An 11,666-nucleotide genomic window follows, 5' to 3' on the forward strand; every position below is an offset into this window, starting at 1 on the left:
GCGGGGCGGGGCGGGGCGTACTCGGGACTGCTGTGCTGGGCGATCATCGTGCTGCTCCTCACCAGGTCGGCCGGACCTACTTCACACTTCAGGCATTTCTGCCCAATTACCGTAAGTGGCGGGGCGTATTCGCTGAAGTCCGGAAGGGGGAAGACCTCCCTTCCGGGGGCGTTTAGATCATCCCCATTCTTCATCAAATGGGGCTTGACGTGCGAAGATATCGCTTAGGGTGGTTAGCGGCCGGAATCGCCGGGCTGTACGTGGCCTCAGTGGTCGTGGCCGCGGCGGTCAGCGGTGTCACGGGCGATTTCCGGTTGCTCTGGACCGTGGCCACCGGGTCCGGCCATCTGCCGTTCGACATTCTGGGCCTGTTCGAGCCGCCCGGGGCTGATCTGCTCGTTTTTCCTCTGGCGGCGGTGGCCTGCGCGTTTCGCGCCTGGCTCATCTGGCAGATCTTCCGGGGCGCTGCCGTGGCCGGCGGCGACAAGCGGACGGACGGACCGCGGGCCGGGTGGCTGAGCCTGCTGCTCTACCTGAGTGTCGCGGACGCGCTGTTCCTGTCCGACCTCGTCGATCTCGTCGCCCAGGACTGGAAGCCCGTGGTGGGCCCGGCGATCTGGACGGCGACGGCGATCCTCTTCGTGCGCGCGCTCACCGGGGAGTCCCGCCGTTTCCGGGCGCTCGGTTACGGGCTGGTGTTCCTCGACTCCGCCTGCGTTGTCCTGGTGTTCCTGGGCCTGCCGATGTTCGGCTACGCCTGGTCCAGCCTCCTGCGGGCGGCCGGCTTCGGGTGGACGGCTTCGGGTGGACGGTGCTGACCCTCATCGGGCAGGCTCGGGACGGCCGGTGGAGTGCCGCGACCGTGCGGTTCGGGTGGTGGAGCTTGGCGCTCTCGCTGATGTACACGGTGGTCGTGCCGCCCGGCGGGCCGCATTTCAATCTGATCTTCGTCGAGTTCATGGCGCAACTGGCGCTCATCGACGCGGTGTGGCTCGCGCGCTCGGCGTACGAGGCCGCCGCGCGACGCGGCGTCGTACCGCCCCGGCCGGGCGAGCTGAACGCGCCTGGTGTTCGTGCCCACGCTTCTTCTCATCCAGCCCGAGGAGTCGCCGCGGCTCACCACCGCGCGGGGATGGGAGGACGAGTGCTTGGAATGGACGATGCTCCGCCGGCCCTACGGCGACACACGGCCGCAGGATCGCGAGAAGGCGTTCATGTGCCATGCCCGAAGTGGTCCGGGCGGCGTGCTGCCGCTGTTCCCCGACGACATGGCGGACCGGCGGGATCTCGGGGACGGCAGGGCGATGTGCGCGGCGGGCACCCCCGAGGAGCGGCGGGCCCGACATGGGCCGCGCGATGGACGCGCTCGTGTTCCCCTGCCCTGATGTCGTCGGCCGCCGATACCCGGATCTGCTGCTCTCCACCGCGCAGGGCGAGAAGAACTCGGCCGCCTTCGCCACCGAACTGAACTCCCGCTGCTCGGCCCCCTGGCCTCGGTTGCGCGCGAACGGCAGAAGACGGTCGCGTACTTCCCCGGCGATGTCGGCGCGTACCGGATTCACGACCGGCAGCACGACGGCGGGGGGGAGGATTCCCATGCCGCCGCCGGCTCGGCGGTCATGGTGCTGGGCCACGGGGAAGGCGACCCGATCTGCCTGACGGTACAGGCGATGACCACACCTCCGCCGCTTCGGCTGAAGGGGTGGGGCAAGGTCGTCGAGATCGGTGTGAAGAGCGCGAGCGGCACCCTGCTGCTCCCGAACGATCCGGAGACCGGAGAGAGTGACCTGGGTCACGACGTACCGAATCTGGCCGTGCGGGGCCACGAGGGCTATCGGCTCAGAATTCATGCCAGAGAGGCGGACACTCCGGTGGAAGGGCACCTGGTCATCTCGTTCCCCGGGAATTCCGCCAAGGCGAAGGTCTACAAGTAGGGCGCCCATGGCGGGGCCCAGCCGGCCGCTATTGACAACGGCGAGACGTGCGCCCGTAACCCCGCGCCGCCAAGGCGTGGTGGCGCGGCGGGAGGGTGCCGGGCGTGCCCCTGTGGCCCGCCGCCCGCCCGCTTCAGGGCCTCGCGAGAGGTTCAGCCGGTGGCCTGCATGGCCTGGTTGGCCTTGCCCATGGCGCGGGTGAGGGTGATCAGTTCGTCTCGGGTGATCCGGTCGATGAGGTACTTGCGCACGACCTCGACGTGCGCCGGAGCGATCCTGCGCAGGCACTCCATCCCCTCGTCGGTGAGCACCGCGAGCACGCCGCGGTCGTCGCCCGGACAGTCGGTACGCCGTACCAGACCCGCCTTCTCCAACTGGCCGATCTGGTAGGTCAGCGCGCTCTTGGAGATGACCAGCCCCCTGGCCAGCTCGGTCATGCGCATCTGGTGATCAGGGAGACTGGAGAGCTTGACAAGGATCTCGTACTGCGGATGCGTGAGGCCCGCATCGGCCTTGAGCTGTTCCTCTATCCGCTTCTCCAGCCGGTGATAGGCGAACAGGAACGCGTGCCAGGCGGCCATCTCCACCGCGTCCAGCCATCGGGTCTCGGTCACGTTGCCAGTCTACTGTTGTTCAGATTTGAACAATCCCTTACAGTGAGCCTTGTTCAAATTCAAACAATCCCTGGAGGCGTCCCATGATCGATCGGGCCAAGCCCATCGCGCTGCTCCTCGCCAGGGTGGCCATCGGCGCCATCTTCTTCATCCACGGCTGGATGAAGCTCACCGAGGCGGGCCTCGCGGCCACCACAGGCGGCTTCGAGCAGATGGGCATCCCGCTGGCCACCCTCGCCGCCCCCGCGGTCACCTTCTTGGAGATCATCGGCGGGATCGCCATCATCATCGGTGCTGCGCTGCCCGTGGCCGGCACCCTCCTTGCCATCGACATGGTGGGGGCGATCTACTTCGTCCACCTCGGCCAGGGCTTCTCCGTCGAGCGAGGCGGCTACGAGTTCGTCCTCGCGCTCGGGGCCGCGGCGCTCGCGGTCGGCTTCAGCGGCGGCGGCGTGCTCGCGGTGGACACGCTCCTGGAGCGCCGCCGTACCCCCGAGACCGCAGGCGTCTGAGCCGGTGCGCGAGGCGTGGGATCGCCCCCTTCCACGCCTCGCGCACCCACAGGCCGCACGCGAGAACAGGACCCATCCGGAAAGCTCCCGGCGGGCCGTACCACGTCTCCCACCCCGGCGGCGGTGACCGTTCCCGGGCCGGATCCCGCGGGGCTGCTCGGGGAGGGGACCAACGTCACGGTGACGATCGATCCGGGGCGGGCGTATCTTCTACCGAGACGTGATCAGCTCGCCCGGTGAGCGCTGTCAACCGCAAGCCGCGATCCCCCGTCTCTCCTATGCCCCGTCTGTCACATCAGGAGCCGCCGTGGGAGCCCGCTCGTTATCCGTGTCAGCCGCACTGCTCGCCCTACTCGCGCTTTGCTGTCCTCCGGTGCAGGCCGAGGCGGCGGCCAACGTGGTGGTGTACCAGTGCAAGTACACCGGCAGTACCGAGACGCAGATCGTCACCATCGACGTCGAGTTGCAGGTGCCGACCTCGGCGGTGACGGGGCAGCAGATGACCATCGGGTGGCGCGGGGCCTACACCGAGCTCGCGCTGCTCGCGCCCGAGCAGGAGCTGCCCGCCGACGCCAAGCTGTACGCGTACGCCTCGATCAAGGGGATCGACGGGCTGACGTCCGCGACGGGCGTCGGCACGCTTCCCCCGGTCGGCACGGACGAGCAGATCCAGCTTCCGACCAGCGTGGTGGAGCTCAAGACCACCCCGAACAAGGCGGGCACCGGGACCGTGCAGCCCGCCGCCATCAACTTCGGCACCAAGCCCACCGAGCCGCTGATCGAGTGCGAGGTGCAGAACGAGACGGCGCTGTCGGCCGCCCCGCTGACCATCGCCGGAGCGGGCCAGAACGAATCGCCGTCCCCGAGCCCGAGCCCGTCGCCGTCCGAGTCGGCTTCGGAGACGCCCACGGAGTCCGCCACCTCATCGGACGAGGAGGCGCCGGAAATCGGCAAGACCCCGATCGGCGGGGCCGCTACCGGGGCCGGCGGTGACGCCGGGCCGGACGGGCGGACGTTCGTGCTGGTGGGGCTGCTGGTCGTGTTCGCCGCCTCGGCCGGGCTGGTACTGCGCAGGCGTGGCAACCACGCCGGATGACCAGCACGCGGATCCGCCGCCGCCCGGCGGGGGCGCCCGGCGGATCCACTCCCTCAGCGGGCGTCGGCCTCCAGCCGGCCGGTGGGGACCGCCGTTCTGGACGGCCGGCCGGTCTCGGCGAGCACCCGTTCGACACTGTCGGCGGCGATGATCAGCTCGGTCACCGGCGCTATCCGCATCGGCCATGGGAAGTAGTAGGCGGCCTGGCCTTCCATATCCGCCATGACCAGAATGCTCTCCGCTAGGACCGGCGCCTTGGGGTTGGTCACGCTCAGTGAGGGTGACCAACCTTCTTTGACGCGCAGCCGTACGGCGAAGCCGCGCAGTTCAAGCTCTGTGGCGAGCTTCTCCAGATGGATCTCCGCATCAGTGATCATGGTCGCCTCCGTTCCCTCCACGCGCCGGGCGCTCACGCCCGGCCACCGGCACCGTAGCCACTATGCGCTCACTCGGATGCCGTCGGTAGTGAGAGAATGTCTCCGCAGGCGGAGAATGGATCGCGATACGGCCTTGGTCCGTCCGCGCGCGGCGACCGGCCGGTCAGCGCAGGGTGACCAGCGGCAGCCGGGACCGGGCGGCCAGCGACGAGGTGGCGAACCACACCCCGATCAGCCCGACCAGGGCGGTGGGGTCGGAGACCTCGCAGGTCACCGTGGTGTCCTCGATCCGCCTGGCGCCCGGCACCTCGGCGGCGTACTCGGCCGCGGCGGCGGTCTGGAAGCCGCCGGTCAGCTCCAGCCGGTCGGGGATCTCCACCGGCCGCAGGTCGGCGGCCCGGCGTACCGCATCGGCCGCCGCGGCCCGGACCATCGCCTGGGCCCGCCGGGGGTGCAGGCTGTTGGCCGCGGAGAAGCCCTCCGCCCGCTTGACGGGCGCGGTGACCACGCCGGGGAAGACGCGTTCGGCCAGGCCGCAGATCTGGTCGTCGCCGGTCACCAGGCCCACCGGCACCCCGTGCTCGGCCGCGAGCAGCGCGTTCACCTCGGCCTCTGAGACGATCCGGCCGTTCAGCTTGAGCCAGGAGAACTGCGAGGAGAAGCTGTGCGCGAGCACGCCCGGGCAGCCGCCGGGGGCGTGGTAGCCGACGAACAGCGCCACGGCGTGCTCGCCGCCGAGGCCGTGTGCCATGCACTGCGCCTTCGGGCTGCCGGTGACGAGCCGGGCCCGTTCGTCCAGCGCGTCCTGGAGGAAGTTGTCCATGGTCCCGTGGCTGTCGTTGACGGTGACGTTCTCCGCGCCCGCGTCGTAGGCCCCGGCGATGGCGGCGTTGGCCTCGGCGGTCATCAGCTCCTGGGCGCGTGGATACCCGTGCCCGCCGCGGACGACCTGATCGACCGTCGCGATGCCCGAGATACCTTCCATGTCCACGGAAATGTAGACGTCCATCTGACTCCTCTCAGAGGGTCACAAGGCTTCCATACCGGGCGAGCCTCATGTCTTCGGACGTCCGTACATCTCACCTGATCGGATTTCGTATCCCCGCACGATCCGGCATCGCCGGACGCTGCCTACTGTTCACGCAACGTTCCAGGAGGTGACCAGGGTGGAGTCCGAAGAACTGCGGGCACGTCTGGCGGAGCACGCGGGCCGGCAGGGCCTCATCGGCGCGGTCCTCGCCGTCCAGCACGGTGACGAGACCACCGAGGCGGCGTACGGCGTACTCGACAAGGAATTCGGCTATCCGGCGACCATCGACTCGATCTTCCAGATCGGGTCCATCACCAAGGTCTGGACCGCGACGCTGATCATGCAGCTCGCCGACGAGGGTCTGCTCGACCTCGACACGCCGGTGGCGCACTACCTGCCGGGCTTCCGGGTCACCGACGAGGCGGCCAGCGCCGCCGTCACCGTGCGGCAGTTGCTCAGCCACGTCGGCGGCTTCGACGGCGACATCTTCGACGACTACGGCGACGGCGACGACGCCGTGCAGCGGTACGTGGACGCCCTGGCCGGGCCCGCCCGGCAGCTCTTCCCGCCGGGGTCGCAGTGGTCGTACTGCAACAGCGGTTGCGTGGTGCTCGGCCGGATCGTGTCGGTGCTGACCGGCCAGACCTGGGAGGCGGCGATCCGCGAGCGCATCGCCGCGCCGCTCGGAATGACCTACCTCGCGACCTCACCGGCCGAGGCCATCAGGCACCGCGTGGCCATGGGCCACATCGAGGGGCCGGGCGGCGAACTGGTCAAGGCGCCGATCTGGGGCATGCCGCGCTCCAACGCGCCCGCCGGCGCCACGCTCACCATGGCCGCCCGGAACCTGCTCGCGTTCGCCAGGATGCACCAGCGGCTCGGCCTGGCATCGGACGGCACGCGGGTACTGTCGCAGGAGAGCGCGCCGGCGATGCGCGAGCCGCAGGCCGAGGTGCCGGGTGACGGCCCGCTGGCCGACCACTGGGGCCTCGGTGGGAGCTGTTCCAAGCCGAGGGCGGGCTCATCATCGGCCACGACGGCGGCACGGTCGGGCAGTCCGCGCTGCTGCGCATGGTGCCCGAGCGGGACGTCGCGATCGTGCTCCTCACCAACGGCGGCGGGGTCCACAAGCTGCACGAACTCGCCGGGCTGCTGGACGAGCTGGCCGGGACCACGCTGCCGCCGTTCCCGGTGGGCAAGGGCCATCCCACCGCCGACTTCGCGGTACGGCACGCGCTGGTCAGCGCGGTGAACCTGAAGCAGATCGGGTCGGTCGCCACCGGCGGGCTCGGCAAGCCCGCCACCAACCTCGGCGAGGTCGCCCCCACCCCCTGCACCGGCGACACGGTCACCGGCAACGTGCCGCCCCACGACCCGGCCAAGGCGGCGGCCTCGCTCACCGAGGCCGGCTGGACCAAGGCCGGCGGCGTCTAGACGAAGGACGGCAAGCCGCTGACCATCACCGTGCCCTTCTCCGGCACCAAGGGCCCGCGGGTGACGTCGGCGATGGAACTGATGGCCAAGCAGTGGACCGACTTCGGCGCGAAGGTGACCACCAAGCCGATCCAGCACGCCACGCTGGACGCCATCCTGGCCTCCGACGCCTGGGACATCATCTGTGACCGAGCACACCGTACTCGACGGCGGAGGAGCCGATCATGACTGAACCGAGCGCCGAGCACTGGCGGGCGCGTCTCACCGAGCTGGCCGCCAGGCACAAGGTACCGGGCGCGAGCCTCGGCATTTTCTTCCGCGGGGAGCTGACCGAGGCCGCCACCGGCCTGGCCAACGTGGACGCGGGCATCGAGGCGACCACCGAGACCCTGTGGCAGATCGGGTCGATCACCAAGGTGTGGACCGCGACCGTCGCGATGGCCCTGGTCGACGCGGGCGAGCTCGCCCTGGACGAGCCGATCGCGTCGGTGTTCCCCAAGCTTCGGCTGGCCGGCGACGACCTCACCAAGTCCGTGACGCTGCGGCACCTGCTCAGCCACACCAGCGGCATCGACGGCGACGTGTTCGACGATACCGGCCGCGGGGACGACTGCCTGGAGAAGTACGTCGCGCTGCTGGACGGCGTGGCGGCGATCCACCCGCTGGGCGCGACCATGTCGTACTGCAACTCCGGATTCCCGCTGCTCGGCCTGATCCAGGAGCGGCTGACCGGCATGCGGTGGGACGAGCTGATGCGCGAGCGGCTGTTCCGCCCGCTCGGGCTCACCCACACGGTGACGCTGCCGGAGGAGGCGCTGCGGTTCCGGGCCGCCGCCGGGCACTTCGGCGACCCGCCTGTGGTCGCGCCGCAGTGGGTGCTGCCCCGCTCGATGGGACCGGCCGGGCTGATCTGCTCGACCCCCAAGGACGTGCTGACGTTCGTCAGGATGCACCTGGACGGCGGCGTCGCCGCCGACGGCTCGCGCGTGCTGTCCCAGGAGAGCGCGGAGCTGATGCGGACCGAGCAGGTCCGGCTGCCCGACCCGTACCTGCTCGGCGACGCCTGGGGACTCGGCTGGATCCTGAACGGCTGGGACGGCAGGCGGCTGTTCGGGCATGGCGGCAACACCATCGGGCAGTCGGCGTTCCTCCAGGTGCTTCCCGACGCGGAGCTGGCGGTCTGCCTGCTGACCAACGGCGGCGACCCCGACGCCCTCTACCGGGACCTGTACCGGGAGATCTTCGCCGAGCTGGCGGGCGTGGCGATGCCCGCCCCGATCGCGCCCGCCGAGCAGGAGGTGCCGTTCGACCCCGCCGAGCTGACCGGCGTGTACGAGCGGGCGTCGGTGCGCTTCACGGTCGTCTTCGAGGACGGGAAGCTGGTCATGCGGACGCTGGCCACCGGCCCCCAGGCCGAGCTGTCGGAGCACCCGGAGACCGAGAGCGTGCTGTACCCCGCCGAGCCCGGCGTGTTCGCCACCCATGTGGAAGGGCGCAAGGAGTGGGTCCCGGTGGTGTTCTACTCGCTGAACGACGGCTCCCGGTACCTGCACCACGGGGGCCGGGCCACCCCGAAGGCCGGCTGAGGTGGCCGACAACGACCCGTGGGAGGCCGCCGGCCAGGCCGCGACCGACGCCGGTGTGACCATCAGGGAAGTGCACGACCTTGAGGAGACCCACCAGGCGTGCCGGCTGATCGAGCGCGTGTGGCGGACCGGGGCGGGCAATCCGCTGATGACCCCCGAGCTGCTGCGCGTGCTCTCCCACTCCGGCGGGTACGCCTCGGTGGCCTACGAGGGCGAGCGGATGGTGGGGGTGTCGGTGGGGCTGCTGGCCACCGCGGGGCTGCACTCGCACATCACCGCGGTGGAGGGCGCCTCCCGGGGCCGCAACGTGGGCTTCGCCCTCAAGCTGCACCAGCGGGGCTGGGCGATCGACCGTGGCATCCCCGCGGTGACCTGGACGTTCGACCCGCTGGTGAGCCGCAACGCCTACTTCAACCTGGCCAAGCTGGGGGCGGTGCCCATGGAGTACCTGCCGAACTTCTACGGCGTGATGCACGACGAGGTGAACGCGGGCACCGACACCGACCGGCTGCTGGTCCGCTGGGACCTTTCCGGCGATCCGGTGCGAGGGCCGGGCCCGCGCCGCGACAGCGTCGTGATCGGGCTGGACTCCGGGCCCGGTGAACGGCCGGCGGCCGGGCGTACCGACGGCGACGTGGTGATGGTCCGGGTGCCGTCCGACATCGAGGCGCTGCGGCGACGCGACCCATGGGGGGCCCGGGAGTGGCGTTCGGCGGTCCGCGACGTGCTCGGCGGGCTGATGGCCAAGGGCTGGAAGGTCACCGGTTTCGCCAGGGACGGGTGGTACGTGGTGGAACGCCCGGCCGGTCCTGACGGGGATATCCTGCTTCGGGAGTAGCAGGAAAGGCACCATATGAACCGCGACACCCCCGTCCGCGCGGACGCCCCGACGTCGTGATCTCACCGCCGAGGTCCGTGCTGGGCCGGATCATCGACGACCTCGGCTCGACCCTGGTCGAGGTCGTCGCGGGCGAACCGGACCCGTCCCGCCCGGTCGGCGGCGTGCTCATCCACGACCCGCTCGACGAGCCTTCCGGCATACCGGACCCGCTGGTGCTCGGGGTCGGGGTCTACGGGGCGGGCGAGGTCGCCGCGCTGGTCGAGCGGTCGGCGGCGCTCGGGGCGGCCGCGGTGATCGTACGCTCCCCGGTGGAGGTGGACGGCCGGCTGAAGGAGGCGGTGGCCGAGTCCGGCGTGCCGGTGCTCGGCCTGACGCCCGGCGCGTCGTGGGCGCCGATCTCCGCGCTGCTGCGGTCGCTGCTCGCGGTCGAGGAGGCGGGCGAGGCGCACACCGCCGGAGCGCCGCTGGCCGGAGACCTGTTCGCGCTGGCCAACGCGACGGCCGCGCTGCTGGACGGCCCGGTGACGGTCGAAGACCGCAACGGCCGGGTGCTGGCGTTCTCCAGCAGGCAGGACGAGGGCGACGAGGCCCGCATCGCGACCATCCTGGAACGCCAGGTGCCCTACGACAAGCTCCGCATGCTGGAGGAGCGCGGCGCGTTCCACGAGCTCTACAGCAGCGACCGCCCCGTCTACCTGGACACCATCGTGGACAAGCCCCGGGTGGCGATCGGCATCCGGGCCGGTGGCGAGATCCTGGGCTCGATCTGGGTCGTGGTACGCGAGCCGCTGACCGAGGACCGCGATCGGTCCCTCATGGAGGCGGCGAAGGTGGCCGCGCTGCACCTGCTCGGCCGCCGGGCCGGGGAGGACGTCGGCGGCAGGCTCCGCGCCGACCTGCTGGCCAAGGTCTTGGAGGGCGGCTCCGGCGCGGCGGACGCGGCGGCCAGGCTCGGCCTTTCCGCGCATCCGGCCTGCGTCCTGGCGCTGGCGGTGACCGGGCAGTTCTCCGGGCCGGACCGGGTGGCGGTGGCGCAGCGCGCCTGCCAGGCGCTCACCCTGCACCTGAGCGCCGTGCATCCGCAGGCGGCCACCGCGCAGCTCGACGAGATCGTGTACGCGATCCTGCCGGCCGCCTCCGACGAGGCCGCGCTGCGGGTGGCCCAGACCTTCCTGGAGCGGATCGGCGGGCGGGTCTCGGCGGTCATCGGCCTCGGGCGGACGGCGGCGCGGCCGGCCGAGCTGCGCAGGTCGCGGACCGAGGCCGACCGGGCGCTGCGGGTGCTGCGGGCGGGGCGGTCGCCGCTGCGGGCGGCCCGGCTGACCGACGTGTGGGTGCCGTCCCTGCTGCTGGAGGTGGCCGACCGGGTCTCGGTCGAGGACGACCTTTCCGGCGCGGCGGTGACCCGGCTGCGCGCGTACGACGCCCAGCACGGTACCGCGCTCACCGAGACCCTGTCGGCGTGGCTGGACACCTTCGGCGACGTGATCGCCGCCGCCGCGGCGGTGCACGTCCACCCGAACACCTTCCGCTACCGGCTCAAGCGGCTGGCGGAGGTGGCCGGGCTGGACCTTTCCGACCCGGAGGCCCGCTTCGAGGCCATGCTGCACCTCCGCCTCACCCGACCCGGCGGGTAGCGCGGCCGGGCAGTTCCACGGCGAGCCACACGATCAGGCCCACCACCAGCACCAGCGCGGGCACCGGCCAGTACGGCCCGGCGGGCAGCGGACCGGCCAGGAAGCCGATGCTGAGCAGGACCAGCGGCACGGCGGCGAGCACGATACCGGCCACCGACGCCCCCGCGCCGATCATCGCGGCCTCGACGCGGAGCATCCGCCGCAACTGGCGCGGCGTGGCGCCGAGCCGGCGCAGGCCGTCCAGCTCCTCGCGCCGCCCGGTGGTGGTGGCCACCAGCCGGTTGGCCACCGCGACCAGGACGTAGGCCAGCAGTACGCCGAGCACGGCCAGGTTCACCAGCGACTGGGCGGACGCCTCGCCCGCCTGCGGCCCGTCGGTGCTCTCGCCGACCGCCACGCCCGGCCACCGCGCGAGCAGCGGGCCGAGGTCGGCCGGGCGGGCGAGGATCGCCGAGTCCAGGCCGGTCGTGGTGTGCGCCCGGGCGAGATCGCGGGAGACCACGATCGGGCCGAAGCCGAGCGCGCGCCGGTAGGTGGCCACCACGCGGGCCTCGACCCGCGCGCCGTCGCCCATCACGAGGTCCAGTCGCTGTCCCACCCGGCCC

The 11,666-nt window shown here is 71.5% G+C and carries 15 protein-coding genes; 11 read left to right on the forward strand and 4 right to left on the reverse strand.

Annotation, left to right across the window (positions count from 1 at the left end; translation table 11 throughout):
• The first annotated feature begins 275 nt into the window (after nucleotides 1–275).
• The 3 genes from C1I98_RS26310 (at nucleotide 276) to C1I98_RS26320 (ending at nucleotide 1,934) form a co-directional block, all read left to right on the forward strand.
• On the forward strand, nucleotides 276–818 hold the full coding sequence (locus C1I98_RS26310; protein WP_146607634.1) for a hypothetical protein: 543 nt from the start codon (nucleotides 276–278) through the stop codon (nucleotides 816–818).
• Between the two features lie 255 nt (nucleotides 819–1,073).
• Nucleotides 1,074–1,385 (forward strand): hypothetical protein, encoded by a 312-nt coding sequence (locus tag C1I98_RS26315; protein ID WP_146607635.1) that lies wholly within the window; start codon nucleotides 1,074–1,076, stop codon nucleotides 1,383–1,385.
• 285 nt (nucleotides 1,386–1,670) lie between these two features.
• Complete coding sequence (locus C1I98_RS26320; protein ID WP_146607636.1) at nucleotides 1,671–1,934, forward strand: hypothetical protein; 264 nt, start codon at nucleotides 1,671–1,673, stop codon at nucleotides 1,932–1,934.
• A gap of 152 nt (nucleotides 1,935–2,086) precedes the next feature.
• Here C1I98_RS26320 and C1I98_RS26325 read toward each other — a convergent pair whose 3' ends face one another.
• Nucleotides 2,087–2,548: a MarR family winged helix-turn-helix transcriptional regulator gene (locus C1I98_RS26325; RefSeq protein ID WP_111170115.1), complete on the reverse strand. Its 462-nt coding sequence runs from the start codon at nucleotides 2,546–2,548 to the stop codon at nucleotides 2,087–2,089.
• Between the two features lie 83 nt (nucleotides 2,549–2,631).
• On the opposite strand from C1I98_RS26325, the gene C1I98_RS26330 reads away from it, so the two are divergent.
• Both C1I98_RS26330 and C1I98_RS26335 read left to right on the forward strand, forming a co-directional pair.
• Nucleotides 2,632–3,060, forward strand: coding sequence for a DoxX family protein (locus C1I98_RS26330; RefSeq protein ID WP_111170116.1), 429 nt, complete (start codon nucleotides 2,632–2,634; stop codon nucleotides 3,058–3,060).
• A 328-nt stretch (nucleotides 3,061–3,388) separates the two neighbouring features.
• The gene (locus tag C1I98_RS26335; protein ID WP_146607637.1) at nucleotides 3,389–4,156 is read left to right on the forward strand and encodes a hypothetical protein; all 768 of its coding nucleotides are present in this window, start codon (nucleotides 3,389–3,391) and stop codon (nucleotides 4,154–4,156) included.
• 53 nt (nucleotides 4,157–4,209) lie between these two features.
• Here the strand turns inward: C1I98_RS26335 and C1I98_RS26340 are convergent, their stop codons facing one another.
• Nucleotides 4,210–4,533: a hypothetical protein gene (locus tag C1I98_RS26340; protein ID WP_146607638.1), complete on the reverse strand. Its 324-nt coding sequence runs from the start codon at nucleotides 4,531–4,533 to the stop codon at nucleotides 4,210–4,212.
• A 163-nt stretch (nucleotides 4,534–4,696) separates the two neighbouring features.
• Entirely contained in the window at nucleotides 4,697–5,542 is an 846-nt protein-coding gene (locus C1I98_RS26345; RefSeq protein WP_111170119.1) for a M55 family metallopeptidase, read from the reverse strand.
• A 148-nt stretch (nucleotides 5,543–5,690) separates the two neighbouring features.
• Between C1I98_RS26345 and C1I98_RS26350 the strand changes: the two genes are divergently transcribed.
• The 6 genes from C1I98_RS26350 to C1I98_RS26370 are packed head-to-tail and all read left to right on the forward strand — an operon-like array spanning nucleotide 5,691 to nucleotide 11,061.
• Nucleotides 5,691–6,815 carry a serine hydrolase domain-containing protein gene (locus tag C1I98_RS26350; protein WP_233508196.1) on the forward strand — a complete coding sequence of 375 codons (1,125 nt, stop codon included), beginning with the start codon at nucleotides 5,691–5,693 and terminating at the stop codon, nucleotides 6,813–6,815.
• Nucleotides 6,755–6,997 carry an ABC transporter substrate-binding protein gene (locus tag C1I98_RS43155; protein WP_199537225.1) on the forward strand — a complete coding sequence of 81 codons (243 nt, stop codon included), beginning with the start codon at nucleotides 6,755–6,757 and terminating at the stop codon, nucleotides 6,995–6,997. The genes C1I98_RS26350 and C1I98_RS43155 overlap by 61 nt, the downstream gene beginning before the upstream one ends.
• Nucleotides 6,998–7,027: 30 nt before the next feature.
• Nucleotides 7,028–7,225 (forward strand): hypothetical protein, encoded by a 198-nt coding sequence (locus C1I98_RS40680; RefSeq protein WP_146607639.1) that lies wholly within the window; start codon nucleotides 7,028–7,030, stop codon nucleotides 7,223–7,225.
• Nucleotides 7,222–8,583, forward strand: coding sequence for a serine hydrolase domain-containing protein (locus tag C1I98_RS26360; protein WP_111170121.1), 1,362 nt, complete (start codon nucleotides 7,222–7,224; stop codon nucleotides 8,581–8,583). Before C1I98_RS40680 ends, C1I98_RS26360 begins: the two co-directional genes overlap by 4 nt.
• Nucleotide 8,584: 1 nt before the next feature.
• The gene (locus tag C1I98_RS26365; protein WP_111170122.1) at nucleotides 8,585–9,421 is read left to right on the forward strand and encodes a GNAT family N-acetyltransferase; all 837 of its coding nucleotides are present in this window, start codon (nucleotides 8,585–8,587) and stop codon (nucleotides 9,419–9,421) included.
• 56 nt (nucleotides 9,422–9,477) lie between these two features.
• Nucleotides 9,478–11,061: a PucR family transcriptional regulator gene (locus tag C1I98_RS26370; protein WP_111170123.1), complete on the forward strand. Its 1,584-nt coding sequence runs from the start codon at nucleotides 9,478–9,480 to the stop codon at nucleotides 11,059–11,061.
• On the opposite strand, the gene C1I98_RS26375 is transcribed toward C1I98_RS26370, so the two are convergent.
• The coding region (locus tag C1I98_RS26375; RefSeq protein WP_146607640.1) for an FtsX-like permease family protein at nucleotides 11,042–11,666 on the reverse strand (625 nt) is incomplete at its 5' end. The two genes, C1I98_RS26370 and C1I98_RS26375, sit on opposite strands and share 20 nt — an antisense overlap.

Origin of the sequence: Spongiactinospora gelatinilytica (genome assembly GCF_003236385.1) — a bacterium.
Classification (GTDB): domain Bacteria; phylum Actinomycetota; class Actinomycetes; order Streptosporangiales; family Streptosporangiaceae; genus Spongiactinospora; species Spongiactinospora gelatinilytica.

Excerpts from the sequence above, each read along its gene's own strand:
- C1I98_RS26320 (WP_146607636.1), top strand. The coding sequence starts at position 1,671 with ATGACCACACCTCCGCCGCTTCGGCTGAAGGGGTGGGGCAAGGTCGTC.
- C1I98_RS26330 (WP_111170116.1), top strand. The coding sequence starts at position 2,632 with ATGATCGATCGGGCCAAGCCCATCGCGCTGCTCCTCGCCAGGGTGGCC.
- C1I98_RS26340 (WP_146607638.1), bottom strand. The coding sequence starts at position 4,533 with ATGATCACTGATGCGGAGATCCATCTGGAGAAGCTCGCCACAGAGCTT.
- C1I98_RS26345 (WP_111170119.1), bottom strand. The coding sequence starts at position 5,542 with ATGGACGTCTACATTTCCGTGGACATGGAAGGTATCTCGGGCATCGCG.
- C1I98_RS26360 (WP_111170121.1), top strand. The coding sequence starts at position 7,222 with ATGACTGAACCGAGCGCCGAGCACTGGCGGGCGCGTCTCACCGAGCTG.